General features: G+C 33.4%; 30 protein-coding genes and 1 tRNA gene. 17 read left to right on the plus strand and 14 right to left on the minus strand.

Features of this window, described 5'->3' with window-relative positions:
* Positions 1 to 6 precede the first annotated feature (6 nt).
* The 6 genes from MG290_RS01880 to MG290_RS01905 all read right to left on the minus strand — a co-directional run bounded on the left by MG290_RS01880 (position 7) and on the right by MG290_RS01905 (position 3,993).
* On the minus strand, positions 7 to 912 hold the full coding sequence (locus tag MG290_RS01880) for a recombinase RecT (protein WP_264562231.1): 906 nt from the start codon (positions 910 to 912) through the stop codon (positions 7 to 9).
* A complete protein-coding gene (locus tag MG290_RS01885) occupies positions 909 to 1,193 on the minus strand; it encodes a helix-turn-helix domain-containing protein (protein WP_264562232.1) in 285 nt (94 codons plus the stop codon). Before MG290_RS01885 ends, MG290_RS01880 begins: the two co-directional genes overlap by 4 nt.
* Before the next feature lie 35 nt (positions 1,194 to 1,228).
* On the minus strand, positions 1,229 to 3,259 hold the full coding sequence (locus MG290_RS01890; RefSeq protein WP_264562233.1) for an AAA family ATPase: 2,031 nt from the start codon (positions 3,257 to 3,259) through the stop codon (positions 1,229 to 1,231).
* A gap of 2 nt (positions 3,260 to 3,261) precedes the next feature.
* Complete coding sequence (locus tag MG290_RS01895) at positions 3,262 to 3,489, minus strand: hypothetical protein (protein ID WP_264562234.1); 228 nt, start codon at positions 3,487 to 3,489, stop codon at positions 3,262 to 3,264.
* Positions 3,490 to 3,560: 71 nt separating this feature from the next.
* Positions 3,561 to 3,848, minus strand: coding sequence for a helix-turn-helix domain-containing protein (locus MG290_RS01900; protein WP_264562235.1), 288 nt, complete (start codon positions 3,846 to 3,848; stop codon positions 3,561 to 3,563).
* Between the two features lies 1 nt (position 3,849).
* Positions 3,850 to 3,993 carry a hypothetical protein gene (locus MG290_RS01905; protein WP_264562236.1) on the minus strand — a complete coding sequence of 48 codons (144 nt, stop codon included), beginning with the start codon at positions 3,991 to 3,993 and terminating at the stop codon, positions 3,850 to 3,852.
* Positions 3,994 to 4,346: 353 nt separating this feature from the next.
* On the opposite strand from MG290_RS01905, the gene MG290_RS01910 reads away from it, so the two are divergent.
* The gene (locus MG290_RS01910) at positions 4,347 to 4,601 is read left to right on the plus strand and encodes a hypothetical protein (protein WP_264562237.1); all 255 of its coding nucleotides are present in this window, start codon (positions 4,347 to 4,349) and stop codon (positions 4,599 to 4,601) included.
* Here MG290_RS01910 and MG290_RS01915 read toward each other — a convergent pair.
* From MG290_RS01915 to MG290_RS01925, 3 genes are all read right to left on the minus strand, one after another.
* Positions 4,570 to 5,103, minus strand: coding sequence for a hypothetical protein (locus tag MG290_RS01915; RefSeq protein ID WP_264562238.1), 534 nt, complete (start codon positions 5,101 to 5,103; stop codon positions 4,570 to 4,572). The genes MG290_RS01910 and MG290_RS01915 overlap by 32 nt on opposite strands.
* Positions 5,104 to 5,362: 259 nt before the next feature.
* Complete coding sequence (locus MG290_RS01920; protein WP_264562239.1) at positions 5,363 to 5,545, minus strand: hypothetical protein; 183 nt, start codon at positions 5,543 to 5,545, stop codon at positions 5,363 to 5,365.
* 23 nt (positions 5,546 to 5,568) lie between these two features.
* Positions 5,569 to 5,644, minus strand: a tRNA-Leu gene (locus tag MG290_RS01925).
* 443 nt (positions 5,645 to 6,087) lie between these two features.
* On the opposite strand from MG290_RS01925, the gene MG290_RS01930 reads away from it, so the two are divergent.
* The 12 genes from MG290_RS01930 (at position 6,088) to MG290_RS01985 (ending at position 16,780) form a co-directional block, all read left to right on the plus strand.
* Positions 6,088 to 6,759, plus strand: coding sequence for a helix-turn-helix transcriptional regulator (locus MG290_RS01930; protein ID WP_264562240.1), 672 nt, complete (start codon positions 6,088 to 6,090; stop codon positions 6,757 to 6,759).
* Between the two features lie 19 nt (positions 6,760 to 6,778).
* The gene (locus tag MG290_RS01935; protein WP_264562241.1) at positions 6,779 to 7,339 is read left to right on the plus strand and encodes a zinc ribbon domain-containing protein; all 561 of its coding nucleotides are present in this window, start codon (positions 6,779 to 6,781) and stop codon (positions 7,337 to 7,339) included.
* 50 nt (positions 7,340 to 7,389) lie between these two features.
* On the plus strand, positions 7,390 to 7,824 hold the full coding sequence (locus MG290_RS01940; protein ID WP_264562242.1) for a hypothetical protein: 435 nt from the start codon (positions 7,390 to 7,392) through the stop codon (positions 7,822 to 7,824).
* A gap of 156 nt (positions 7,825 to 7,980) precedes the next feature.
* On the plus strand, positions 7,981 to 8,748 hold the full coding sequence (locus tag MG290_RS01945) for a hypothetical protein (RefSeq protein ID WP_264562243.1): 768 nt from the start codon (positions 7,981 to 7,983) through the stop codon (positions 8,746 to 8,748).
* Complete coding sequence (locus MG290_RS01950; protein ID WP_264562244.1) at positions 8,745 to 9,227, plus strand: hypothetical protein; 483 nt, start codon at positions 8,745 to 8,747, stop codon at positions 9,225 to 9,227. The genes MG290_RS01945 and MG290_RS01950 overlap by 4 nt, the downstream gene beginning before the upstream one ends.
* Positions 9,228 to 9,491: 264 nt before the next feature.
* A complete protein-coding gene (locus tag MG290_RS01955; protein ID WP_264562245.1) occupies positions 9,492 to 10,004 on the plus strand; it encodes a Panacea domain-containing protein in 513 nt (170 codons plus the stop codon).
* A 17-nt stretch (positions 10,005 to 10,021) separates the two neighbouring features.
* Positions 10,022 to 10,465 carry a hypothetical protein gene (locus MG290_RS01960; RefSeq protein WP_264562246.1) on the plus strand — a complete coding sequence of 148 codons (444 nt, stop codon included), beginning with the start codon at positions 10,022 to 10,024 and terminating at the stop codon, positions 10,463 to 10,465.
* A gap of 19 nt (positions 10,466 to 10,484) precedes the next feature.
* On the plus strand, positions 10,485 to 11,057 hold the full coding sequence (locus tag MG290_RS01965; RefSeq protein WP_264562247.1) for a hypothetical protein: 573 nt from the start codon (positions 10,485 to 10,487) through the stop codon (positions 11,055 to 11,057).
* A 35-nt stretch (positions 11,058 to 11,092) separates the two neighbouring features.
* Positions 11,093 to 11,335, plus strand: a complete 243-nt coding sequence (locus MG290_RS01970; protein ID WP_413614614.1) for a DUF3820 family protein — start codon at positions 11,093 to 11,095, stop codon at positions 11,333 to 11,335.
* A gap of 101 nt (positions 11,336 to 11,436) precedes the next feature.
* Positions 11,437 to 13,053 carry a CTP synthase gene (locus MG290_RS01975; RefSeq protein WP_264562248.1) on the plus strand — a complete coding sequence of 539 codons (1,617 nt, stop codon included), beginning with the start codon at positions 11,437 to 11,439 and terminating at the stop codon, positions 13,051 to 13,053.
* Positions 13,054 to 13,096: 43 nt separating this feature from the next.
* On the plus strand, positions 13,097 to 14,974 hold the full coding sequence (yidC, locus tag MG290_RS01980) for a membrane protein insertase YidC (protein WP_264562249.1): 1,878 nt from the start codon (positions 13,097 to 13,099) through the stop codon (positions 14,972 to 14,974).
* Positions 14,975 to 16,318: 1,344 nt separating this feature from the next.
* On the plus strand, positions 16,319 to 16,780 hold the full coding sequence (locus tag MG290_RS01985) for a hypothetical protein (RefSeq protein ID WP_264562250.1): 462 nt from the start codon (positions 16,319 to 16,321) through the stop codon (positions 16,778 to 16,780).
* Between the two features lie 86 nt (positions 16,781 to 16,866).
* On the opposite strand, the gene MG290_RS01990 is transcribed toward MG290_RS01985, so the two are convergent.
* The gene (locus MG290_RS01990) at positions 16,867 to 17,982 is read right to left on the minus strand and encodes an NAD(P)/FAD-dependent oxidoreductase (protein WP_264562251.1); all 1,116 of its coding nucleotides are present in this window, start codon (positions 17,980 to 17,982) and stop codon (positions 16,867 to 16,869) included.
* A gap of 188 nt (positions 17,983 to 18,170) precedes the next feature.
* On the opposite strand from MG290_RS01990, the gene MG290_RS01995 reads away from it, so the two are divergent.
* The 4 genes from MG290_RS01995 to acs all read left to right on the plus strand — a co-directional run bounded on the left by MG290_RS01995 (position 18,171) and on the right by acs (position 23,059).
* Positions 18,171 to 18,803 carry a toxin-antitoxin system YwqK family antitoxin gene (locus MG290_RS01995; RefSeq protein WP_264562252.1) on the plus strand — a complete coding sequence of 211 codons (633 nt, stop codon included), beginning with the start codon at positions 18,171 to 18,173 and terminating at the stop codon, positions 18,801 to 18,803.
* Between the two features lie 48 nt (positions 18,804 to 18,851).
* Positions 18,852 to 20,048: a tRNA 2-thiouridine(34) synthase MnmA gene (gene mnmA, locus MG290_RS02000; RefSeq protein WP_264562253.1), complete on the plus strand. Its 1,197-nt coding sequence runs from the start codon at positions 18,852 to 18,854 to the stop codon at positions 20,046 to 20,048.
* Positions 20,049 to 20,123: 75 nt separating this feature from the next.
* The gene (locus MG290_RS02005; RefSeq protein ID WP_336297989.1) at positions 20,124 to 21,062 is read left to right on the plus strand and encodes an NAD(P)H-dependent flavin oxidoreductase; all 939 of its coding nucleotides are present in this window, start codon (positions 20,124 to 20,126) and stop codon (positions 21,060 to 21,062) included.
* A gap of 89 nt (positions 21,063 to 21,151) precedes the next feature.
* A complete protein-coding gene (gene acs, locus MG290_RS02010; RefSeq protein ID WP_264562254.1) occupies positions 21,152 to 23,059 on the plus strand; it encodes an acetate--CoA ligase in 1,908 nt (635 codons plus the stop codon).
* Positions 23,060 to 23,100: 41 nt separating this feature from the next.
* Here the strand turns inward: acs and MG290_RS02015 are convergent, their stop codons facing one another.
* From MG290_RS02015 to infC, 4 genes are all read right to left on the minus strand, one after another.
* Positions 23,101 to 23,916, minus strand: coding sequence for a 2,3,4,5-tetrahydropyridine-2,6-dicarboxylate N-succinyltransferase (locus MG290_RS02015; protein ID WP_264562255.1), 816 nt, complete (start codon positions 23,914 to 23,916; stop codon positions 23,101 to 23,103).
* Positions 23,917 to 24,036: 120 nt separating this feature from the next.
* Entirely contained in the window at positions 24,037 to 24,381 is a 345-nt protein-coding gene (gene rplT, locus MG290_RS02020) for a 50S ribosomal protein L20 (protein ID WP_091096657.1), read from the minus strand.
* A gap of 113 nt (positions 24,382 to 24,494) precedes the next feature.
* Entirely contained in the window at positions 24,495 to 24,692 is a 198-nt protein-coding gene (gene rpmI, locus MG290_RS02025) for a 50S ribosomal protein L35 (RefSeq protein WP_257498851.1), read from the minus strand.
* 50 nt (positions 24,693 to 24,742) lie between these two features.
* Positions 24,743 to 25,297: a translation initiation factor IF-3 gene (gene infC, locus MG290_RS02030; protein ID WP_257500747.1), complete on the minus strand. Its 555-nt coding sequence runs from the start codon at positions 25,295 to 25,297 to the stop codon at positions 24,743 to 24,745.
* Between the last annotated feature and the right edge of the window lie 6 nt (positions 25,298 to 25,303).

Consider the following 25,303-nt stretch of genomic DNA (forward strand, 5'->3'; position numbering starts at 1 on the left):
TTTAAATTAAAACCCTGGTCCATCCATTACTGTTTGCGGTGCTTCTTGTTCAACCACCTCATTATGATTGTCGATGATTTCCTGATGGTTTTCTTCAACGATTTCAGCTTCTTCATAGTTTTCAAATCCTATTGTTTCGTTATTTGCATTTTGGTTGATTTCGTGTTGAACTTTACCTTTTTCAGTATCAACGTAATCGTTTTCTTCTAATGGATCGTATAGGATTGAATCGTCTGAACTGCTGATCAATAATTTACAAGCTCGGTTAATAACGGTTTTGACTGCCATTTGATCAGGGAAGTTTTTATGTGCCGGAGAATTGCCTTTTGAACCACCTTGACCCCAAGCAGCCTGAATTTGTTTTATGTTCATAATTTCAACATCTACGGTACCGTCTTTCAATTCATAAACAGCATAAGCGCCTTTTAAAATTGTACTGCCAATACTATCTAAAGACTGAGTGTGTTTGATTATTTTCCTGCGACCGCTCATTGCATCAACTTCGAATTCCAAAACATCACCTTCAAAAATTGCGTTTCCTTTGATTGATTTAAGATTGCCATATCTTTTAGCAATTGCAATGTTTCCGGCATAAGAAATAGAACATTCTAATTTTTGCCCATAAGGAATGAAATAACATTGTTTTTTGATCGGCGAAACTCCGTAAACAACCATTTTTAATAATGCTTCTGCAACCGATGCTTTATCGCATTTTTCAATAAGATTGTTTTTAGGATCCGAAAGAATGATGTAAGCAGATTTTAAAGCGTTTTCAACTATGTAATCTTTTGGCAGAACTAATTCGCCAGACTTTTGAAATGATTCTACTTTTGCAAGCACCTGTGTAGATATATCTTTTTTTACTTCAGATACTTGTGTGTTTGGGTTTGGGTTTGGATTTTGTGTGTTCATGATAAGTTAAGTTTATCGTTAATATTTTTAAATTTTTGTTTAAAATCTTTATGGTATTTTTTTAATTCGGTTGCCCTGTTGGCACCATGTATAGCGGTATTGTGTTTTCTGCCTAAATAATCTCCAATCTCTTTACAAGACTTGTTTGTCAAGTAGAATGCGAACCAGAAAAATAAAAAGCGTGCATCGGCAATTGCTCTTTTTCGAAGAGGAGACTTTAAAACATCGGGTGTGGTGTTGGTCTCCTCTGTAACTACTTCAAGAATTATATTGAGTTCCATAAGAAATTATTTTTCCCATGGATTAGAGTGGTTGGTTAAGCAGATATTATGAATTCAGACGATACATTATCAACTCTTAAAACATTGTCTTTTTCACTTACAATAAGGTTTATGATTTGCGATTTTGTATCAATTAAATAAGAAACTGATTCTCTATTGTCTAAAAATACGGGTGAGCTAACATTGTAAAATTCAGATAATGTATTTATAATATCGATTCCTGCGTTAATTCGCGATGCCGTATTTGCGCTATGAAATGGAACGCCATTTATTAGAGCTTCACAGCATTCAACTTCACCACCGTTAATCTGCGTATCAAACAATTTGAAAGTAACTAGCTGGAACTTGTTGTTGATATTTTCTTCTAAAGCTTCAATATTTAGCTTTATGAATTTTTCAATATCAAACTGTTGTTTTTCCAATTCCAGAAGCGAATTGCTTAATTGCGATTCTTCTTGCTCTAATTCTTTTATACGGTTGTTAGCGGCTGCAATTTGAATTTTAGTACCTAACTTTTCGTTAATTTCTTTGATACGATTTTGAATAGCAGTTTTATGAATTTGCAAATCTTCATTGTTTGTAGGCTGAATGGTGCTTAATTCGGTTTCTTTGTTGTTCAACTCAATTTTAAGACTGTCGTAATCTGGATGCGTTAAAAGCATTTCAGTAAACAAATCATTAAAAGATTTAGTATCAGCAGAATTTAGTACATTTTGTTCCAATTCAATTGCTGCATTAATTGATGTGACTTCACTATTAAGTTTCGTAATATATTCAGAAGCGCTGTTTTTCTGATTTTCAAAACCTTTTAAATTTTGCTCAAGAAACTCCTTTTCGTTTTTTAGTTGTGAACCTTTTTGAGTGATAGCATCAAGTCTGTTTTTCTTTGAGGTGTTGAAATTAATTGTAAGCTCATTTCGTTTTGCTTCTACATCACCGCTCTCAAACTCGCGTTTACATGCCGGGCAATGAAATGCGCTTTCATCAAAAGTCAATTTTTCAGAATTAACCGATTGCCATTCTTCACGCAATTTCTGCATATCAAAATCAATACTTTCCAATTGTTTTTTAGATGAAGTGATTTTGTTATCAACTTGCTGTAAGTTGTTTTGAGCGTTTGTTAATTCGTACTGATGGTTTGATAACTGTTGCTTTAATGTGTCAACCTTTGAGGTGTCAACCATCGTTTTATTGGCAGCTTTATTTCGCAATTCGTTTTCAATAGTACTGATTTGCGTTTTGAGTTCAAAAATTCGATTTTGAATAGAGGTTTTCTTATTGATAAACTCTTGATTTTGATTAGAAGCGTCTTGCAACTGCAAATCAATATCGTTCAATCTTTGTTCGTTAAGCGACAATTCTTTTTCCAAATCTTCAAATAACAGCGGAACCGGCTTTGATTTTTGCACTTCATCAATGCGCGTTGGTATTTGCTTTAATTCTTCTTTTACCTTTTTTACTTTTGAAGCATTTTCTAACTGCAATTCGCGAATAGTTTTCTTTTCGGTGAGTTGTAAAATGTGACTTAAGCCGTTTGAAGCATAATCAACATTAATATCTCCGGCAATATCGATCAATACTTTTCTTCTATCCTGCCATTTTAGGTTATTAAACGCTAAAGGATTTGAAATAAGTTTGAATACCGATTCATCAAGCAAATCATTAATCTTGCTAGTGAACTCTTTGGCGTTCATTGGCACTTCGTTCCAAAAATAAACCGTTTCGTTTCCGGTAAATTCAGGTTCTGAAAATCCTCTTTTCTTTACCCATTTTTCGCGGTGTATTCTTTTAATAACGATTTCCTCACCGTTTACATCCAAAACGCCTTCCACTTCATTTTCTATTTTTTGAATTGGCAATCCGTTTTTGTCTAGCGGCTTAATATCAAAGTCTTTTCGGTCTTGGCTGTCTTTTCCAAAAAGCAACCAGGTGAACGCATCAAATATGGTTGTTTTACCAGTACCATTGGCACCGTAAATATTTGTTACATCGCTAAAATCGATGTGTTGGTTTTTAATCCCTTTGAAATTTGTAAGAGATAACTTTTTTAAGGCAATGCTTTTCATAATTAATGTAGGTTAGCGTGGTATTTTAAATTGAATTTTTGCTCTATTTTGTGAGCGAATGGAAAGTTTTTGTCTTTGGATAATTCAACCAATTCAAAAGCTTTCTGCTTATCTGTGGTTTTTTCAAATTCTTTTAAAACAAGATTTGAAAATTTAGATTCCTGATTGGAATTAAGGAAAAAGACTTTTTTAAATTTTCCTTTTAACGAAGATTTGTTTAAGTTTGTCATAGAATTAGGATTAGTGGTATAATTCTGATTTAGGTTAATAAAAAGGGAGTGTTTGCAAAAAAGCACTCCCTTTAATTTTTTCCGTGAATACGTTCGTATTCTGCTTTTACAGATGTTCCAGAGAACTTATTCACACCTTTTTGCTTTTTTAGTAAGCAATCGCGGTTATTTCCAAACCAATAGCGAATGGTGTGTGGTGACACTCTAAAAATCTCTGATACTTCTTTGGTAGAGTAGGAGCGGTTGGTTTTAATCTTTTCTTCTTTTGGGTTAACAAGATCTTTGATTAAACCAAATACTTTTACAGCTGATAGGCTTGCAATGCGCTCCACATCTTCTCTTGATAGGGTAGTTTCCATATTACAAACAAATTATTTTATATTGGTTATACATTTCTTTTACGAAAGCTGCGGTTGATTTGTTTTGATCAATTACTGCTTTCATTGCTTTAGAAATAGCTTGCATTTCTAAATTGATTTTGTTGGTGATTTCATCTAAATTCATGGTATTGGTGGTTTATAGGTTAAGCTCTGTTATATTTTAAATACTGTTCAAAATACATTTGTTCGGTTCTAGAGCATTTTAAATAGGTTTTGCCGTTAATTAGCCACTTCCCAGCAACTAATTTGATGTCAATTATCAATCCTTTAAGCATGGTTTATTGGGTGTTAAGGTTAAAAAAAAGGTGAACCGCCCATCCCTCGCAGTTCACCCCACAACTACAACTTACTAAAAATGGACTTATGTAATAAATTGGGATGGTTTAACTTGAACCGTTGTAGCATTGAAGCAAGTTTCTATTTCAAAACCAACGGTTTTTTAATTAAATTTGAAGTGCTAACAAAAATTTAATTATTATGAAAAATGAATTTGTACGTTTGATAAATGCTTTTCTTTATCGAGATGATATACCAAAAGCAGATGTTTTAGAAAAGATTAATTCTCTGATAGAAAGTACTTTTCTGGTCGATGATCTCGTTTTAGCCCAGAATGTAATGAATACTTATAGAATTGATATCAATAATTTCTGTACGAATCCTACAAGTCAAGAATTAGTAAAGATAATTCCATGCTTTACTGCTATTCTTTCTCTTTTAAATCTTCAAGAATAGAAAGTAATTTCAGTTGTTCAATTTTATAACTCTCTTTATAAGGACTATCTTCATAGTAAAATAGTTCAATCTGTTTTTTAAGAATTTCAATCTGTTGTTCAATAGGAGACAGGTTGAATAATTTTGCGCCTAAGATTTCGATTTCAGTACTTATACTCAAATCAATTGAAGTTTGTTCTAAATGTGAAACAGCATTTTGAATTTCATGAACATGCTTTATTTCAAAAGCCAATTGAGCTAATTTAGGAGAGCCAAGTAACCAAAATCCGGAATGTTCTAAGTTTAATTTTGAAACATATATTCCTTTATCTAGAATGGTATAAATATGACCATCTAAACATCTAAAACCGAATCTGTAAAGCCATTCTTTGGTTATTTCTATTGGTGTAAATGGTTCATCTAACTGTTCCAAGTGATATTTTCCAAGAAGCTCTTTTGTTATTTCAGTTACTTCACCTTTATATAGTACGATGTTTCCTATTTGATAATTTTCTTTTTTCATGCTTATAAATTTTAGTTCCGCTGCAAGTATTACTCTTGTAAATTGATTGTTTCAACAGCGGTTTTTTAATTATATTAGAGTGTCAAACATTTAATATAATTTATTATGAAAAGATTTAGAATTATTGAGTTTAGTTCATCTGGAAATACTGAAACTGAAAACAAATTAAACCAAGAGATTAAACAAAACGAGAAAATAATACATTTCTCAGTTGAGAAAAATCCTAATGTTTATTCTCAAACTATTAATAAGTTTATTATTAGAGCCATTCTTGAGGTAAATCCTTAAAATCTTCAAGAAGCCACTTGTTAATTTCATCAGCGGTTTTTAATAATTCTGTTGATGAAACTTTTCCTTCTTTATTTGTGTAATTTCCATCGTGCATTTTCAAAGCTATTTTTAATCCAATAAGCTTTATTTGTGCTATAGTTTCTCTATTCATGATCCATAATTTATAATTTTTAGTACCCAAAGCAGGATTCGAACCAGCATCATCACCATATCCTAAGTATGGCCGCTTTACCATTTTGCGTATTTGGGTAATTGTTGGATTAATGCTTCACAGCAGTATATCCGATAATAGGTATTCACGTTCTTATATTTCCACCGCTCAACTCTACTTGTCCGCGGATAGTGTGCATTGGTTCACTGTATAGCTTCATACATTATGGTTTCAATGGCGATATCGTTTCGGGCACCCCCTACAACCGCATCGCAACGGCTATGGTCTATTATCGTGTCAACCACTCTACGAGATTTTGTTTTAAAAGGTTTCGTCAACCTTGATGAGGTAATCCACATTGAACGACATTTATAATTTTGTATATTTACCGTCTTAATCAAATGTTAATGCGTTTGGCATTAGTTTTGAATAATTGATTACAGTACAAAGATAGTAACAAAAAGTTACAAAACAAGTAAAAAGGAGTAAAAATGTTACAATAAGAGTAAAAAAAAGTTACAGCTTAACCTAAATAACTGAATATGAATGGAATACAACTAAAAGAATTAAGGGAAAAGTTTGGATTTAGTCAAGAAACCTTAGCTAAAAAACTGAATGTTAGTAGAAAAACAATCAACACGTACGAAACGAAAAACGATATACCCGAATCTAAACAACAAATGTTATCATTGTTTTTTGAGTCTATAAGTAACAAAATGTTACTTTCCGAAAGCGATACTGAATATGAAGTAAAAACTAAATATGAAGTTAAAAAAGCAAAAAATAGCAACGGGGTACCATATTACGATATTGATTATGCTGGGGGATGGAGTAGTGAAGAAGTGTTTGCCAACCAATTACCAAGTTTTTTTATAACCAGTCCCGATTTTGAAAAGGCAGATTTCGCATGTAATTTAATTGGGCAATCTATATCAAGACGAATACCGCATAGAGCTGTAATAGGTTTAAGGCAAATCTTTGATTGGGAAATGTACTTTCCTACAAACGAAGTTTACGCTGTATTAATGAAGAATGAATTAAGAACGGTAAAGATTGTAAAACGAAGCGAAAAAGAAGGTTTTTTAACTTTGATACCAGATCCGTTACCAGAGTATAATCAAACAGTATATGAGTCGGAAGAAGTGCCTATCACTTTTGTATCAAAAATGTTTCAAATTGTTGCTTGGGCACAGTTTGAACGGGTAGCAATGTAACTTAAATAAATTATATATTATGGCTTTAATAAACTGTCCTGAATGTGAAAGAAAAATAAGCAACAAAGCTAGTAGTTGCCCAAATTGTGGTTATCCTATTAGTGCTGAAAAAGAAGAAAATAAACCTAACAATACAATTAATAAAAGTTTCTCTAAAAATAATGATAATTCCTTTTTATCTATAGTAGCTATAATATGTATTGTTGCTGTGATTTTCTTTTTAGTTATATTAAATGAATGTAGTTCAGATACTAATTCGAAAGAACCAAACTCTTCATCTATTAATCGTTCTAGTGAATATGTAACAAAAAACGACAGCGGAATAGATGATATTGAGAAAACAAAAGTATATAAAAATGATTGGAAGCCTGCTGGTGATAATATAGCGAATATTGGAAAGGTTTTAATAAAAAATAATATATACGGATGTGGCGAATATTATATTTTCGAAATAACTTCAAATGAATTTGCTATAGCTTGTACTAGTGACGGAATTTCATGGCATTATTATGTAGTCTATCCTAATTTGGATAAGGTCTATTTAGCAAATGAAAAGATGTATTTCGAAAAACCTTACTAAGTACAATTAAAATAAGAAGAAATCAATTATAAATTTAATAAACGGAAATTATGAAGAGAATTACTTATGTTTTAATGCTTACATTTTTATTGTTTAGTTACACTGCGGTAAGCCAAGTAAAGTTTAGCGATGATTTAAAGCTATTCCAATATAAATATCAACGAACAGCAGAAATTATTTCTTTAGAAGATTTTAAAAAGAAGCTTATTGAATTAAATTTTGTGGACTTTATTAATATAGATAATACAATTTACGCAAAGAATTTTTTTACTAAAATGATTTATGGAAGTGCTATGGAAATACATTATTCAATTAAGATAGAAAAAACACAAAACAACATTTCAATAATATTTTCTAACTTTAAAATTAACGATGTTAGGTACGGTAAAGTTGCTTTAGAAGAATTAAAAAGTAAGCATCAAAAAAGGTGGATTGAAGAAATAGACAAAAGAATCCCAGGTGTAATAAATCAAATTAACAACTAACCCCACCAAAACAAAGAAACTAATTGTTTAGGCTGCGATGGGGGATAGTTAAGCAGTGTGATATTCGTTTTTGTTAATATAAATACTAAAAATAAAATAACAACAACTATATTATTTATCTTTGTCTTAATAAATTAAATTATCTTTTCTAGTTAAATGGAAGAAAAAGGATATATAGAGATACGAGTAGAAAATATTGATAATTCTTACTCACCTAATGAGGTCGATATTTCCGACATCAGGAATCTTATTTCCGATATCGAAAATTTTATATACCCTACAAAAGAAGACAAGAAATCTCGTCCACATATATCTTACGATATCCAACCAGGGTCTGCTAAACACTTATTTAATCTTCCAATATCAGCTGTAATTATGTTTAATGGTCTAACCCAAGAAATTAATAGAAGAAATTCAATTGATTTTTTAGATTACAAAAGACAAGAAATTATAAGTAAATTTCAAAAAATCGCTTCTACAAAAGGGTTGACTTTTGAATTTAATAGTTCGATGCAACAAAATTCAAATCTTATAATTTCGAGTTTAACTGACTTTGTTATGACAGCTCCTAAATTCATTGAAAGCGAATTTTATTTGTATGGTGAAATATATCAAGAAGGAGGTAAAACTCCCAATATAAATATTACCTCTCCAGAATATGGTAATCTAACAATAGCTGCTACTAAAGAACAAATTAAAGAAGGCGATAAGAAAACTTACAAGATGTATGGTGTTAAAGTGAGAGGCAAGAAAAGTCTAGAAGATGGAAAATTATCTGATTTAAAACTTGTTGAGTTTATTACATACGAACCAACATTTAACAGAAGTTTACTTGATAAGATGATCCAAAAAGCATCATTAAATTTAAGCAAAATAAAAGATGTAGATAAATGGATTAATGATTTAAAAACCGATGGCATATGATGAATATTAAATCTGTTTTATTAGACAATTCATTTGTTACAAGATTACTTAAAAAGGACGATCCTTGTCATGAAAATGTTGTAAGGTACTTTGAATACTTCTTGAGTAAAAATATTAAAATGTATTTATCAACTGTTGTGATTAGTGAGTACGCTGTTGCTGACGATCCAGATAATCTTCTTGGTTTAAACACTTTTCAAGTTTTGGAGTTTGATTATGGCGATGCAAAAACCTCAGGTATGTATTATTTCTTACTAAAAGATAAAGCTGAAGTAAGAGAATCTTCTGTAAGAAAGGTTATTATTAATGACTTAAAACTGTTTGCCCAAATTCATAATAGGAAAATTGACGCTTTTATTTCAAAAGACCAAAAAGCCTTTTCAAAAATGTATACACCCTTGAGGGAGTTATCCGAAATAAATTTCATATATATAGATTTGTCAATTCCAATTAATGAAGTTCTTGGGGAGTTGTTTTAAAAATAAAAATCTATTTATTTATATCTTTATAGGTTACATTATATTGATTTAACTGTTAATAGGTGTTTTGCCTATTGTTGACTAATGGTTAATAGTGTATATTTGGATGTTTACTTAATAATCGTTTATGTTTAACTAGAACACTCGTTGAAAGATGGGTGTTTTTTTTATTATTATTTATATGATATACTGAGTTAAAACTCTAATAATGAATAATTAAAAAATGTTTTATAAGTATCAATCAAATATTTACTATCTTTGTAAATGTTTAACCTCACTACCAATTATATTATGTACAATGCAAATTTAATAGCTCAATACTTTATCAATAAGTATGGGAGTTCAGGTAATATAACACCAATGAAATTAATTAAATTGGTCTATATTGCACATGGCTGGTGCTTAGGTCTTACCGGAAAACCATTAATAACAGAAACTCCAGAAGCATGGAAATACGGGCCTGTTATACCAAGTATTTATGCTAAATTTAAATCATACAGAAATAATCCAATCCTACCTTTAGAAATAAGTACTGATAATCTTAATATTGGTAATACCGATAAAGAGTTTTTAGATAAGATATGGTTAACCTATGGAAAAGAAACTGGAACACAGTTAAGTAACAGAACACATCAACCAAATACACCATGGTCGATTATTTGGAATAAATTAGAGAATGGAGAAATGAAATATAGTTTTCAAATACCTAATGATCTAATAAAAGAACATTACCGCAGAATTGTAGAGGGGAACAAAATGAGCAAGGTGTCTAACTAATAAAAACGAAAATTTAGATGCCTGAATTAGAAAAAGATGTTTTTGAAAATCAAGAAAATTTATCTTCAGATATGCAAAAGGAAATATTTTCAAACAATGAAAATATTATTAATTTAATACAAAGAGAGCAAGATGTTTATAATGATTTAATAGACGAAGATAAAGAAGAAAAAGATTTTGCTAAAGAAATAGATATTAAGAAACAATCAATTGATTTCCTGTATAGTAAAAGATATAACCAAAATACAAAATTAAGAAATAAATTAGCTTGCTGGGCTCAAGATTTAGTTAGTACATATTTAGTACTAGTTTTCTTTTTAATTTGCCTAAACCATCATCTTATAAAACTTAGTGATGAGGTTTTAATTACACTTTTAGGTACAACCACAATAAATGTTTTAGGTTTAATGTATATAGCAATGAAAGATCTATTCAATGGTAGGTCAGAAGATAAAAAATAATATTTTATATTTTTACACAATGATCTTCACAGGACCCGAAAATAAAATACTTAATCAAATAGAGCTTGTAAGAAAAAACTACGATATGTTAGATTCTTACAGGCTTTATCATTCCAATATATTTGAAATTGGTTTAGATTATATTCCTATTCAGTATTTAACCAATAATACATTTGGCTTTTCGTTCCGAGTTGTGAAAGGTGATTTCTATATGCAAATTGCCTACTCAAATAAAAACCGAAAGTTTTATAAAAATGATGTTATCACTTTTGAATTTTCAAACAATAAAGAACTAACCTTTAAATTGCTTTCAGGAACCATTAAAGATTTTCACGGATTGAATTCATCAATCATATTAATTAAGCCGGAACAGGTTAAATTATTTCTTTTTGAAAACTTAGAATCAGTTACAATCAAATCAAAAAGAAATGAAATTGAATTCATATCTTCGCATTTGCAAAATACATTGGAGTACTATAATATTTCGAAATCGTTCTACCAAAATACGGTAAAATACATTACAGAAGATTTACTGAAAGTGTATTTGAAAGATTGGCCCGGGAATAAATATTCTCAGATATTAGAGTATTAATATTGCGAAATGATTGCAAATTTCAAATTAAAATAGTGAAAGAAATAGATAACAATAATAAAAACAGCTTGTTAGAGCTTGCTTATTCGCGTATGCCCTTTGGAAAATTCAAAGGGTATTTTTTAGTAGATATACCTGAGCCTTATTATGTATGGTACAAAAACAAAGGTTTTCCGGCAGGTAAATTGGGTAAACAACTGGCAATGATGTATGAAATCAAGCTCAACGGATTAGAGGTTTTAATACGAAATATTCAGAATAAATATCCAAAGCCATAAACACAGTTAATTGTTAATATTAAAACTTTCAAAACCCAAATTATAATTGTAATTTTGCCCGGTTTAATAGCAAACAACACAACACACAACATATTATACAAATGAAACAATGTAAATATATTTTCGTAACCGGCGGTGTAACATCATCACTTGGAAAAGGAATTATAGCAGCATCCCTAGCAAAATTATTACAAGCTCGCGGATATAGAACCACTATTCAAAAGTTTGATCCATACATCAATGTTGATCCAGGAACACTAAATCCGTATGAACACGGCGAATGTTTTGTAACCAATGATGGTGCCGAAACCGATTTAGATTTAGGACACTACGAGCGTTTCCTAAATGTACCTACTTCACAAGCGAATAATGTTACCACAGGTCGCGTGTATTTATCGGTTATCGAAAAAGAGCGTCGTGGCGAATTTTTAGGTAAAACCGTGCAAGTAGTTCCTCATATTACAAATGAGATTAAAGAACGCATGCAATTGTTAGGAAAATCGGGCGATTTCGATATTGTGATTACTGAAATTGGTGGAACTGTGGGTGATATTGAATCGTTGCCTTATATTGAATCGGTGCGTCAGTTATTGTGGGATTTAGGCGATAAAAATGCCATTGTGGTTCATTTAACATTAGTGCCTTACTTGGCAGCAGCGGGTGAGTTGAAAACCAAGCCTACGCAGCACTCTGTGAAAACATTGATGGAAAGCGGTATTAAAGCCGATATTTTGGTTTGCAGAACAGAACACGAACTATCTTCAGATATCAAACGTAAATTAGCAGCGTTTTGCAATGTTTCGCAAGAATCGGTGATTCAATCAATTGATGCATCAACCATTTACGAAGTTCCAAATAATATGTTAGAAGAAGGTTTGGATACTGTTGCCTTAAAAAAATTAGATCTTCCTGAAAAAGGATTACCTGATTTAACCAAGTGGAACGATTTTTTACATCGATTAAAAAATCCAAAACACACAGTGAATATCGGTTTGGTGGGTAAATATGTAGAATTGCAAGATTCGTACAAATCGATACTTGAAGCATTTGTTCATGCAGGTGCGTCTAATTATACTAAAGTCAACGTGGTAAGTATTCATTCAGAATATTTAACAACTAAAAATGTTGCCGATAAAATGAAGAATCTAGATGGTATTTTAGTAGCACCTGGATTTGGATCAAGAGGTATCGAAGGTAAAATTGAAACCGTTCGTTTTGCCCGTGAAAACAATATTCCGTTTATGGGTATTTGTTTGGGAATGCAAATGGCTGTTATAGAATTTGCACGAAATGTTTTGGGGTACGAGAATGCCAATTCAACTGAAATGAACGACAACACACCATATCCGGTAATCACCTTTATGGAAGAACAAAAAACAGTTACCGATAAAGGAGGAACCATGCGCTTGGGCGGTTGGGATTGCCAAATAAAAGAAGGTACAAAAGCATTTGATATGTACCAAAATACAATGATTAACGAGCGTCACCGTCACCGTTATGAGTTTAATAATTATTATACCGAAGCATTTGAAAAAGCAGGTATGGTGTTTTCGGGCGTAAATCCTGAAACCAATTTGGTGGAAATCATTGAATTGCCCAACCATCCGTTTTTCGTAGCTGCACAATATCACCCTGAATATAAAAGTACCGTAGCTAATCCACATCCGTTGTTTTCTGCGTTTGTGAAGGCTGCTGTTGATAAAAAACTTAATTCGTAATCTAGAAAGATTCGCTTTTTTAAGAGTAATTAATTTTTCAATAATGGAAGAAAAAAAGTTAGACAAAAGTAGCCTTATAGGCATGGCTATTATCACTGTTTTATTAATTTGGATGGTATCTGGAAACATGTTTTCAGATAAAAAAGACAATAAAACGAAAGAAGCCACCACAACCGAAACTGCTGCCAAAACGCCGATTGATCAATTAGCGGCAAATGCACAAAACGATTCAGTTGCTACTGCACAACTTAAAAATGAACTAGGGTCGTTTGCATACGGCGCAGCATTACCAACAGTTGTTGGGGCAAAAGACATTACTGTAAACAATGGAGTTTTAACAGTTGTTTTCTCTGGTAAAGGCGGTTATATTAAAGAAGTAACGGTAAACGATCAAAAGAGAATTTCGAGTCAAAATACCGATTTAGTTAAAATTATTACAGATAATAATTCCAAACTCAATTTAAAATTCAACACAAAAGACAACCGTGTTCTTAATACGAAAGATTTGTTTTTTGAACCTACACAAACAAAAGAAGGTGAAAACACAGTGATTTCTATGAAGTTAAAAACTTCGGAAACGGCTTATTTGGAATATCGTTATGTATTGAAACCTAACGATTATATGCTTGATTTAAGTATAAAATCGGTTGGTTTAAGCAATGTGCTTAATACGGCAAATCCGGCAGAATTAACTTGGCAGCTAAAAGCTACTCGAAACGAAAAATCGATTACTTACGAAAATCGTTATGCAGAGATTGTCTATGAATACGAAGACGGAAAAGACGATTATCTGAATCCTGCAAAAACAACTACTGAAGATGCACAAGATTTAACCTATGTGGCTTTCAAACAGCATTTGTTTACTTCGGTTTTATTAACCGAAACACCTATCAAAACAGCAAAATTAAGTCAGGAAAATTTAGTGAAAGACGAAGATAACAATGCTGCTTTCCTAAAAGATTTTCAGGCAGTAATGCCATTAGAGTATAAAGGTGGTGAACTTTCGTATAACATGAATTTGTATATGGGCCCCACTGATTATAACATCTTAAACGATTACGATAAAAATTTAGACGAGATTGTTCCATTAGGATGGGGAATTTTTGGCTGGTTGAATAAATTAATCATTATTCCGATTTTTACAGTATTAACGAATTTAATTCCTCACGGAATTGCCATTGTATTGTTCACAATCGTGATTCGTTTGATCATGTCGCCAGTTCAATACAAATCGTATGTTTCGCAGGCAAAAATGAAATTAATTCGCCCAGAAGTAAACGAATTAAATGAAAAGTATGCGAAAGATCCAATGAAGAAACAGCAGGAAACCATGAAGCTTTACAACAAAGCAGGTGTAAACCCAATGGCAGGTTGTATTCCAATGTTTATTCAGTTGCCGGTTTTCTACGCGTTGTTTAGTTTCTTCCCTTCGGCGTTTGATTTAAGACAAAAAGCATTCCTTTGGGCAGACGATTTATCGTCGTATGATAGCGTGTTTACTTTACCGTTCTCGATTCCATTTTACGGAAACCACGTAAGTTTGTTCCCCATTTTGGCTGCTTTGGCAACGTTTGTTTATATGAAAATGACAACAGGCGATCAGGCTGCCATGACTCCGCAACAAGAAGGTATGCCGGATATGAGCAAAATCATGAAAGTGATGATTTATATTTCACCAGTGATGATGTTGTTTTTCTTTAACAATTACGCTTCTGGTTTGTCGTTGTACTACTTTATTTCAAATTTAATTACCATAGGAATTATGTATGTAATTAAAAACAAAATTGTTACAGAAGATAAAGTAAAAGCAATTATCGAAACCAATAAATCAAAAGAAAAGCCAAAATCTAAGTTCCAACGCAAAATGGAAGAAATGATGGAGCAGGCACAGCAACAGCAAAATGCTCAAAAGAAAAAATAATTTATTTTTGATTATATTTAAAGCATCCTTAAAAAAGGGTGCTTTTTTTTAACTGACAAAAGAAAATTCAAAGAAATAATATTATGCCCTTTCAGGGCGCAACAGTTTTATAAGCACTTATACCAAAGACGCTGCCTTTGGTTAAGATATATAAGGCTTTTCAGTCTTTTCATTAAAAGTGAGGTTTTCCCTGAAAGGGAAATGTATTCTAACCCAATGCACCGCATTTGGTTCAAAGAAATAATATTATGCCCTTTCAGGGCGCAACAGTTTTATAAGCACTTACACCAAAGACGTTGCCTTTGGTTAAGATATGTAAGGCTTTTCAGCCTTTTCATTAAAAGTGAGGTTTTCCTTAAAAGGGAAATGTATTCTAACCCAATGCACCGCATTTGGTTCAAAGAAATAATATTATGCCCTTTCAGGGCGCAACAGTTTTATAAGCACTTATACCAAAGACGTTGCCTTTGGTTAAGATATGTAAGGCTTTTCAGCCTTTTCATTAAAAGTGAGGTTTTCCCTAAAAGGAAAATGTATTCTAACCCAATGCACCGCATTTGGTTCAAAGAAATAATATTATGCCCTTTCAGGGCGCAACAGTTTTATAAGCACTTAAACCAAAGACGTTGCCTTTGGTTAAGATATGTAAGGCTTTTCAGCCTTTTCATTAAAAGTGAGGTTTTCCCTGAAAGGGAAATGTATTCTAACCCAATGCACCGCATTTGGTTCAAAGAAATAGTATCATGCCCTTTCAGGGCGCAACAGTTTTATAAGCATTCATACCAAAGACGTTGCCTTTGGTTAAGATATATAAGGCTTTTCAGTCTTTTCATTAAAAGTGAGGTTTTCCCTGAAAGGGAAATGTATTCTAACCCAATGCACCGCATTTGGTTCAAAGAAATAGTATCATGCCCTTTCAGGGCGCAACAGTTTTATAAGCACTTACACCAAAGACGTTGTCTTTGGTTAAGATATGTAAGGCTTTTCAGCCTTTTCATTAAAAGTGAGGTTTTCCCTGAAAGGGAAATGTATTCTAACCCAATGCACCGCATTTGGTTCAAAGAAATAGTATCATGCCCTTTCAGGGCGCAACAGTTTTATAAGCATTCATACCAAAGACGTTGCCTTTGGTTAAGATATATAAGGCTTTTCAGTCTTTTCATTAAAAGTGAGGTTTTCCCTGAAAGGGAAATGTATTCTAACCCAATGCACCGCATTGGTAATAAGAGAATATGTATAGTTTTTCCCTGAAAGGGTTATATATTAATGTGGTAGAACATAGTTTGAAAGCAAGAAAAACCAACCTTTAAGAGTACGATTAGTAGATTAATATAAAAGCAAATCATGAGAGATTACTTACAAACACCTATTTACAAGAAAGCAGAAGAAATTTTCGATACGATTAAAACCATTACCGATTTATTTTCTACTGATGATGAGATATTGTTAGACCTGAAAGCGCAATTATTAGGTGATGCCATGCTTATTCAAGCCAAACTTGCTGGTGCTTTTGGTGCGAAGTTATATGACATAAAAATGGAAAATGCTGCCTTAATTCGCAAAGCAGCACGCGATTTAATGGTTTCTTATCACAGTTTAAAAATGTTTGGTTTTGAAGATGTGGAATATTATAAAATTGTAAGAAATCAAATTGAAGAATTTCGATTGCTTTTTGTGGAATGGGTTGCAGGTTTTAACAAAAAACATTTTATTACAGACTCTTGGGGGTTGTTTAATCCACCCGGAATTGCACACGATTATGAACAACGAAGTGATGAACTTGATTTCTTAGGTGAAGAAGATTAACAATGGTTCTGTCTCCAGCTACGCTAAATTTCTGAATTTGCATAAGAATGTTAAGTTAAATCAGGTCTTAGTTAAGACAATCTATGCTAATCCAACAAATCAGCCAATTCTTCACCTACAATAGATCCAATCGCAATACCCGTACCCGTTAAACGAACGCCACAAAAGACATTGTTGGAAAGCTGTTTCACAATCGGATTTCGTTTTGAACCCATACCCATAATGCCGCTCCAGCGATGATCGATTTCAAATGTATGATTCGGAAGAATGATTTCTCTTAAATAAGTTTCCAATTGATTTTGAATTAATGTTGTTGTAGCAAATTCCGTAGTGGTTTCTCCTTCTAAATCCAGATTTCTTCCACCTCCGAATAGCACGCGGTTACCAACATTTCTAAAATAATAAAAACCTTCGTCCATGTGAAAACATCCTTTAAAAGGTAAATTTTCAATTGGTTTGGTGACCAAAACTTGTGCCCGTGCGGGAACAACGTCTAAATCGTATAATTTTGAAGTAAATGCATTGGTACAGAGTAAAACTTTTTTTGATTTGAATTGAAATCCGTTTTTGAGTTCAATTTGAACTTCTTGTTTAGTGTCATTTAGATTTACAACTTCCACATTATTTAAAATTGAAACATCATTTGAAACAACCAATTTCATGAAGTTTTTCATCATTTTTCCGGTGTGAATATGTCCTTCAAAATCGGTTTCAATCATGCCAATTGTATCTTTAAAACCAAAGCTTTTAGTAGCTTTTCGAAATACATTCTCCTGAAAAATGGGATGCAACCAAGAATTAATTCGATCCAAATTTTCTAAGCTTTTATCCATTAACTCTTTATCAGTTTCTCGAAAAATTTCAAAACCGCCGTATTGATAATAATTCATTTTTTCATCGGGAATTAATGACCGCAACTTTTGCAAACCTTTTACTCTTCGTTCCACCAACTTGTAAACATCTTCTTCAGCATTCGATTCCAGATACCAAAGTATTTCCGACAAAGTTCCAAAACAAGCAAACCCGGCGTTTTTCGTGCTTGCACCCTCGGGAAGCATTCCTTTTTCCAGAATGATGATTTTGGCATTTGGATGTTTCAATCGTAAATGATAAGCGGTGCTCAAACCCACAATTCCGCTTCCAACAATAGTAAAGTCAATATTTCGAAAGTATGTTTCTAATTCCCAAAAACTTAAATGCATAGTACAATTATATAATTCAAAAATACACGCTTTTTTTACTAATTTTCAAGTTTATACTATTAATTTTCGATTTTTAGTTTATAAATCTTGTGCCAACTTGAATTTGATAAGTGAAATTATAATTTCTGGCAAAATAATTGTAAATACAAAATCATAAAACGTATTTTTGAAAAAATAATCTTTGAAAAATGAAACAATCTATTATAACAGTAGCTGCTGTGATGTCTGCATCGGTTGCGGTATATGCACAAGATGTTAATAAAACCAATGCGCAAGGGCAACGCGAAGGTGTTTGGGTGGGATATTATCCAAAAACAAATCATATAAAATATGAAGGAACCTTTAAAAACGGTAAAGAAATAGGAACTTTTAAGTTTTATGCCGATGAACCCGATAAAAAGCTCATTGCTACTAAAGAGTTTAAAGCTGACGGATCGGTGTACACTGTTTTTTATAATGGTAAAAAGAAAATGTCTGAAGGGGTTTATATCAACAAAATGCGAGAAGGCATTTGGAAGATTTATCATGTGGACGGGCAAAATATAATGGCAGAAGAACCCTATAAAAACGACAAATTGCACGGTGTGAAAAAAGCCTATTACAGTTCGGGTAAATTGTCGGAAGAACTAGAATACAAAAACGGTATCGAAGATGGAATTTCTAATCAATATGCTGAAAACGGAGTAAAAATTAAAGAAACGCATTACAAAAATGGTGCATTGGATGGAAAGATCATCATTCGTGATACCAACGGAAAAATTACTGATGAAGCCGAATATGTTAACGGAAAGCTAATTGTACCTAAAAAAACTACCAAATAAAATACAACTCAATCAATTGTTGTAACTTTGCTTTTCGATTTATAAACAATGAAAAAAAGAGTAGTAGTAGGTCTTTCTGGCGGTGTAGATTCCAGCGTTGCAGCGCAATTGCTTTTAGATCAAGGGTATGAAGTGATTGGCTTGTTCATGAAGAACTGGCACGATGATTCCGTTACCATTTCCGATGAATGTCCTTGGTTAGAAGATAGTAACGATGCGTTATTGGTTGCCGATAAATTGGGAATTCCTTTTCAAACAGTAGATTTAAGCGAAGAATACAAAGAACGTATCGTGGACTATATGTTCAACGAATATGAAAACGGACGTACACCCAATCCGGATGTTTTGTGCAACCGTGAAATTAAATTCGACGTGTTCATGAAAATTGCATTAGAATTAGGTGCCGATTTTGTAGCAACTGGTCATTATTGCCGAAAAGAAGAAGCAATTGTAAACGGAAAAAAAGTTTACAAATTATTAGCTGGTAAAGATCCCAACAAAGATCAATCCTATTTTTTATGCCAATTATCACAAGAACAACTAGCAAAAGCATTGTTCCCGATTGGTGAATATTTAAAGCCAGAAGTTCGTGAGATTGCTGCCAAAAACGATTTAATTACAGCCGAAAAGAAAGATTCACAAGGTTTGTGCTTTATAGGAAAAGTACGTTTACCTGATTTTTTACAACAGCAATTGAAACCTAAAAAGGGAATTATTTACGAAGTTTCTAAAGATCATGCAGTTTATACCAATCAAAAACCGACTTTTGATTCGTTGATTGATGAATTAACTTGGGAAGCCACCTCAGTGAAATACACTCTCGAAATGGCCAAAAAAGTAGGTGAACACAACGGTGCGCATTATTTTACAATTGGTCAGCGAAAAGGCTTGAATGTTGGCGGAACGCAAGAAGCATTGTTCATTATTGATACCAATGTTACCGAAAATGCCATTTATACAGGTCAAGGCCATGCTCATCCTGGCTTGTTTCGCAAAACGCTTTTGGTACAGCCACATGAAATCCATTGGATACGCGAAGATTTGCGTATAAACAATGGCGAAACCATGGAAGTAATGGCGCGTATTCGATACCGTCAGCCGTTGCAAAAAGCAACATTGCATCAAACCGAAAAAGGATTATTTGTGCGATTTAATGAACCGCAATCAGCCATTACCGAAGGACAGTTTGTTTCATGGCATATAGATGATGAATTAATAGGCTCTGGAGTGATATCGAAGATTTAATAAGATATATCGAGAAAAAACCAAGCATATTAGGCTTGGTTTTTTTATTTTTGTAAGAATCGAAAAATAAATAAAATGAACAGAATCTCACAATTATTCAATATAAAATATCCAATTATTCAAGGCGGAATGATTTGGAACAGCGGGTACAAATTGGCAGCAGCGGTTAGCAATGCTGGCGGTTTGGGCTTAATTGGCGCCGGCTCCATGTATCCGGAAGTTTTGCGCGAACATATTCAAAAATGTAAGCAAACAACCGATAAACCTTTTGGCGTGAATGTTCCCATGTTGTATCCAAATATCGATGAAATTATGAATATCATTGTGGAAGAAGGTGTTAAAGTTGTGTTTACATCGGCAGGAAATCCCAAAACATGGACTTCTTGGTTAAAGGAAAAAGGCATTACGGTGGTTCATGTGGTGAGTTCGTCAAAGTTTGCTATTAAAGCACAAGAAGCCGGAGTTGATGCTGTGGTTGCTGAAGGTTTTGAAGCCGGCGGACACAACGGTAGGGAAGAAACCACAACATTGACTTTAATACCCATGGTAAAACAGCATTTACAAATTCCTTTGATTGCCGCAGGTGGAATTGCAACCGGAAAGTCGATGCATGCTGCAATGGTTTTAGGTGCCGATGGCGTACAAATGGGTACCCGATTTGCAATGACTATCGAAAGTTCTTCGCACCAACATTTCAAAGATGCATGTGTGAATGCACAAGAAGGTGACACCTATCTTACGTTGAAAGAATTGGCACCGGTGCGGTTAATTCGCAATAAATTTTTTAACGAAGTGCAAGAAGCGTACGGAAAATGTGCCACTCCAGACGATCTAAAAGCATTGTTGGGTAGGGCACGAGCGAAACGCGGTATGTTTGAAGGTGATTTAGAAAATGGTGAACTCGAAATTGGTCAGATTGTTGGTTTGATTAACGAAATTAAACCAGTTGATGATGTGATGCAGGAAATTATTGCCGATTTTCATCAATCCATTAAAGTCGATTTATCGTTCTAAATTCATAATAAACCCATAAAAGCAAGGAATATTTACAATAGATATTCCTTTTTTTATTAATTTTAGAAAGCCAACCTATAAATAAAATTATGAGTTATTACAAAATCACCGATTTAGAACAATATTTTAAACATTATAAAAAATCAGTCCGCGAGCCTCGAAAGTTTTGGAGCAAAATTGCTGAAGAAAACTTTATTTGGTATCAGGTTTGGGATAAAGTTTTTGAAGTTGATTTTCCCAAAGGCGCTATAAAATGGTTTGTGAATGCCAAATTAAATATTACCAAAAATTGTATCGATAGACATTTATCAAAGCGTGGCGAAAAAACAGCTCTAATCTTTGAACCGAACAATCCGTCTGAAAAACCGCAACACATTAGTTACAATGAACTGTACACTAGCGTTTCAAAAACAGCAAATGTTTTAAAATCGTTAGGCGTTAAAAAAGGCGATCGTGTATGTATTTACTTGCCAATGATTCCAGAATTAGCCATAACCATGTTGGCTTGTGCCCGAATTGGTGCCATACATTCTGTGATTTTTGCAGGATTTTCAGATGCGGCCATTCGTTCGCGTGTGCAAGATTGTGCTGCAAAAATAATTGTAACTTCAGATGGAGGTTTCCGCGGCGAAAAAACAATCAAAACCAAAGAAGTTGTAGATAAAGCAATTGAAGGATTAACTACTGTAGAAAAAGTTTTGGTTGTGAAACGCACCAATGAAAAAGTGGCGTTTAATCCCGAGAAAGACGTTTGGTTTGATGAACTGTACCAAGCTGCTGAAAACACAAATACTACTGAAATTATGGATGCGGAAGATCCATTATTTATCCTTTATACTTCGGGATCAACCGGTAAACCTAAGGGAATGGTGCATACTACTGCTGGTTATATGGTGCAAACGGCTTATAGTTTTCAAAATGTTTTTAATTATAAAGATACCGATGTTTTTTGGTGCAGTGCCGATTTAGGATGGATTACGGGACATTCATACATTTTATATGGTGCCTTGTTAAACGGTGCCACAACAGTTCTTTTTGAAGGAATACCTACTTATCCTGATCCATCGCGCTATTGGGAAATCATTGATAAATATAAAATCACACATTTTTATACAGCACCCACAGCCATTCGATCGTTAATGACCACTGATTATTCTTATGTTGCTTCGCACGATCTATCTTCCTTGCGGGTTTTAGGTTCGGTTGGCGAACCTATTAATGAAGAAGCTTGGCACTGGTTTAATGATTTTATTGGAAAAAAACGATGCCCGATTGTAGATACATGGTGGCAAACAGAAACAGGTTCTATAATGATTGCACCGCTGGCGTATGTAACTCCAACTAAACCAACCTATGCTACTTTACCATTGCCCGGCATACAATCGGTTTTAATGGACGAAAAAAACAATGAAATAAAAGGCAATCAAGTAATGGGCAGTTTATGTGTGAAGTTTCCGTGGCCTTCGATTGCAAGAACCATTTGGGGCGATCATGAACGTTTTGTAAATACCTATTTCACTGATTTTCCAGGAACTTATTTCACGGGCGATAACGCCTTGCGAGATGAAGTAGGTTATTATCGTATTACAGGTAGGGCAGATGATGTGGTGATTGTTTCAGGACACAATTTGGGAACAGCACCCATTGAGGATGCTATTAACCAACATCCGGCTGTAGCAGAATCGGCAGTGGTTGGGTTTCCACATGATATAAAAGGAAATGCTTTATATGGATATATTTCCTTAAAAAAAGAAGGAAGCACACGCGACCGAGAAAACTTGAAAAAGGAAATTAACCAATTAATTGCAGATCATTACGGACCAATTGGTAAACTTGATAAAATGCAGTTTGTGGATGATTTACCAAAAACACGTTCAGGTAAAATATTGCGAAGACTATTGCGATCAATAGCAATGAATCAATTGGAAAATTTTGGCGATACATCAACGATGATTAATCCCGAAGTGGTTCAGAACATTATTAATGGTCGTGTTTAATAAAAAATCCCTTTAATTTTCACGTTAAAGGGATTTTATTTTTATACAGCTACATTATGCTCACGCAACGCATCATTTAGAGAAGTTTTTTTATCGGTACTTTCTTTGCGTTTCCCGATAATCAATGCACATGGAACTTGATATTCACCCGCGGGAAATTTTTTAGTGTAAGAACCTGGAATAACAACCGAACGTTCTGGGACATATCCCTTAATTTCAATAGGAGTTTCACCAGTAACATCGATAATCTTTGTAGAAGCAGTTAAACACACATTGGCACCTAAAACAGCTTCTTTCCCTACACGAACACCTTCCACCACAATGCAACGAGAACCAATAAAAGCATTATCTTCAATAATAACAGGAGCGGCTTGTAAAGGCTCTAAAACACCACCAATACCAACGCCACCCGATAAATGTACGTTTTTGCCAATTTGTGCACAAGAACCCACCGTAGCCCATGTATCAACCATTGTTCCTTCATCAACATAAGCACCAATATTCACGTACGACGGCATTAAGATAACACCTGCAGAAATATAGGCACCATGACGAGCAACTGCATTTGGAACCACACGAACACCTTTTTCAGCATAATTGCGTTTTAAAGGCATTTTGTCATGGTACTCAAAAATTCCGGCTTCTAATGTTTCCATTTTTTGAATAGGGAAGTAGAGAACAACTGCTTTTTTAACCCATTCGTTTATTTGCCAACCACCATCAATTGGTTCTGCAGTTCGCAATTCGCCATTATCAATTAAATCGATAACTTTTCTAATGGTGTTTTGTGTAGCTTCTTGTTGTAACATTTCTCTGTTTTCCCAAGCTTGCTCTATGATGTTTTTTAATTCTTGCATAAAATCAGTTTTTGCAAATATATTAATCTTATTACTTATTTTTTCTAATCTAATAAAAAAACCTGCCATAAAGCAGGTTTTTTATATTTGATAAGTAAGATAAACGGGTTTTACAAACGTTTATTTAATTTTATTAACGATAGCTGTGAAAGCTTCTGGGTGGTTCATTGCTAAATCTGCTAAAACCTTACGGTTTAACTCGATGTTGTTCGCTTTGATTTTACCCATGAATTGAGAATAAGACATTCCGTGTAAGCGTGCACCAGCGTTGATACGCATGATCCATAACGCGCGGAAATTTCTTTTCTTTTGTTTTCTGTCGCGGTATGCATATTGCATTGCTTTTTCTACCGCGTTTTTAGCTACTGTCCAAACGTTTTTACGTCTTCCGAAGAAACCTTTGGCTTGCTTCAAAATTCTTTTTCTTCTTGCTCTTGATGCTACTGCATTATTTGCTTTTGGCATAATTTTAAATTTTTTTTGTAGTAGGGCGGATGTGAAACACACCACTTTCGACCGAATATTTTTAAAGATCAGCCCACTCCAGGGTTATTAAATTGTTTTAACCGAAAGAACGATTAGATGATTCTTAATTGTTCTTTGATGCTTTTCTCGTCTGCTTTATGTACTAAACCAGAGTGTGTTAAAGCTAGTTTACGCTTTTTAGACTTCTTTGTTAAGATGTGGCTTTTAAAAGCGTGTTTTCTTTTAATTTTTCCAGAACCTGTAACGGTAAAACGTTTTTTGGCACTAGATTTAGTTTTCATTTTAGGCATTTGTTCCTAGGTATTTATGTTATCTTACTTAACAATATTTTGCAAAAATACTAATTTTTCTTTTTAGGTGCAATATACATCGTCATTCTTTTTCCTTCAAGAACGGGCATGGCTTCTACTTTACCATATTCTTCAAGGTCTTGTGCCAAACGCAATAGTAATATTTGCCCTTGTTCTTTGTAAATAATTGATCGTCCTTTAAAAAATACAAATGCTTTTAATTTAGAACCTTCTTTAAGAAACTTCATCGCATTTTTCTTTTTAAACTCGTAATCGTGTTCGTCTGTTTGTGGGCCAAAACGAATTTCTTTAACCGTAATTTGTGCAGTTTTAGCTTTCAACATTTTGTCACGTTTCTTTTGTTCGTAAAGAAACTTTTTGTAGTCGATAATTTTACAAACAGGTGGTGCAGCGTTGGGTGAAATTTCCACTAAGTCTAATCCTTGCTCATCTGCAATTGCCATTGCCTGAGAAGTTTTATATACTCCTGGTTCTACATTATCGCCTACTAAACGAACTTCTGGCACACGAATCGCTTCATTTGTTTTGTGTGCATCTTCCTTCTTCTCGTGAGGTTTGAAACCTCTTCTGTTATGTACTGCTATGGGTTT

This window comes from Flavobacterium sp. CBA20B-1 (assembly GCF_028473145.1).
Classification (GTDB): domain Bacteria; phylum Bacteroidota; class Bacteroidia; order Flavobacteriales; family Flavobacteriaceae; genus Flavobacterium.

What these genes read in the sequence shown, in the direction of transcription:
- MG290_RS01880 (WP_264562231.1), bottom strand. Translation starts at nt 912, where the DNA reads ATGAACACACAAAATCCAAACCCAAACCCAAACACACAAGTATCTGAA.
- MG290_RS01885 (WP_264562232.1), bottom strand. Translation starts at nt 1,193, where the DNA reads ATGGAACTCAATATAATTCTTGAAGTAGTTACAGAGGAGACCAACACC.
- MG290_RS01890 (WP_264562233.1), bottom strand. Translation starts at nt 3,259, where the DNA reads ATGAAAAGCATTGCCTTAAAAAAGTTATCTCTTACAAATTTCAAAGGG.
- MG290_RS01895 (WP_264562234.1), bottom strand. Translation starts at nt 3,489, where the DNA reads ATGACAAACTTAAACAAATCTTCGTTAAAAGGAAAATTTAAAAAAGTC.
- MG290_RS01900 (WP_264562235.1), bottom strand. Translation starts at nt 3,848, where the DNA reads ATGGAAACTACCCTATCAAGAGAAGATGTGGAGCGCATTGCAAGCCTA.
- MG290_RS01905 (WP_264562236.1), bottom strand. Translation starts at nt 3,993, where the DNA reads ATGAATTTAGATGAAATCACCAACAAAATCAATTTAGAAATGCAAGCT.
- MG290_RS01910 (WP_264562237.1), top strand. Translation starts at nt 4,347, where the DNA reads ATGAAAAATGAATTTGTACGTTTGATAAATGCTTTTCTTTATCGAGAT.
- MG290_RS01915 (WP_264562238.1), bottom strand. Translation starts at nt 5,103, where the DNA reads ATGAAAAAAGAAAATTATCAAATAGGAAACATCGTACTATATAAAGGT.
- MG290_RS01920 (WP_264562239.1), bottom strand. Translation starts at nt 5,545, where the DNA reads ATGAATAGAGAAACTATAGCACAAATAAAGCTTATTGGATTAAAAATA.
- MG290_RS01930 (WP_264562240.1), top strand. Translation starts at nt 6,088, where the DNA reads ATGAATGGAATACAACTAAAAGAATTAAGGGAAAAGTTTGGATTTAGT.
- MG290_RS01935 (WP_264562241.1), top strand. Translation starts at nt 6,779, where the DNA reads ATGGCTTTAATAAACTGTCCTGAATGTGAAAGAAAAATAAGCAACAAA.
- MG290_RS01940 (WP_264562242.1), top strand. Translation starts at nt 7,390, where the DNA reads ATGAAGAGAATTACTTATGTTTTAATGCTTACATTTTTATTGTTTAGT.
- MG290_RS01945 (WP_264562243.1), top strand. Translation starts at nt 7,981, where the DNA reads ATGGAAGAAAAAGGATATATAGAGATACGAGTAGAAAATATTGATAAT.
- MG290_RS01950 (WP_264562244.1), top strand. Translation starts at nt 8,745, where the DNA reads ATGATGAATATTAAATCTGTTTTATTAGACAATTCATTTGTTACAAGA.
- MG290_RS01955 (WP_264562245.1), top strand. Translation starts at nt 9,492, where the DNA reads ATGTTTAACCTCACTACCAATTATATTATGTACAATGCAAATTTAATA.
- MG290_RS01960 (WP_264562246.1), top strand. Translation starts at nt 10,022, where the DNA reads ATGCCTGAATTAGAAAAAGATGTTTTTGAAAATCAAGAAAATTTATCT.
- MG290_RS01965 (WP_264562247.1), top strand. Translation starts at nt 10,485, where the DNA reads ATGATCTTCACAGGACCCGAAAATAAAATACTTAATCAAATAGAGCTT.
- MG290_RS01975 (WP_264562248.1), top strand. Translation starts at nt 11,437, where the DNA reads ATGAAACAATGTAAATATATTTTCGTAACCGGCGGTGTAACATCATCA.
- yidC (WP_264562249.1), top strand. Translation starts at nt 13,097, where the DNA reads ATGGAAGAAAAAAAGTTAGACAAAAGTAGCCTTATAGGCATGGCTATT.
- MG290_RS01985 (WP_264562250.1), top strand. Translation starts at nt 16,319, where the DNA reads ATGAGAGATTACTTACAAACACCTATTTACAAGAAAGCAGAAGAAATT.
- MG290_RS01990 (WP_264562251.1), bottom strand. Translation starts at nt 17,982, where the DNA reads ATGCATTTAAGTTTTTGGGAATTAGAAACATACTTTCGAAATATTGAC.
- MG290_RS01995 (WP_264562252.1), top strand. Translation starts at nt 18,171, where the DNA reads ATGAAACAATCTATTATAACAGTAGCTGCTGTGATGTCTGCATCGGTT.
- mnmA (WP_264562253.1), top strand. Translation starts at nt 18,852, where the DNA reads ATGAAAAAAAGAGTAGTAGTAGGTCTTTCTGGCGGTGTAGATTCCAGC.
- MG290_RS02005 (WP_336297989.1), top strand. Translation starts at nt 20,124, where the DNA reads ATGAACAGAATCTCACAATTATTCAATATAAAATATCCAATTATTCAA.
- acs (WP_264562254.1), top strand. Translation starts at nt 21,152, where the DNA reads ATGAGTTATTACAAAATCACCGATTTAGAACAATATTTTAAACATTAT.
- MG290_RS02015 (WP_264562255.1), bottom strand. Translation starts at nt 23,916, where the DNA reads ATGCAAGAATTAAAAAACATCATAGAGCAAGCTTGGGAAAACAGAGAA.
- rplT (WP_091096657.1), bottom strand. Translation starts at nt 24,381, where the DNA reads ATGCCAAAAGCAAATAATGCAGTAGCATCAAGAGCAAGAAGAAAAAGA.
- rpmI (WP_257498851.1), bottom strand. Translation starts at nt 24,692, where the DNA reads ATGCCTAAAATGAAAACTAAATCTAGTGCCAAAAAACGTTTTACCGTT.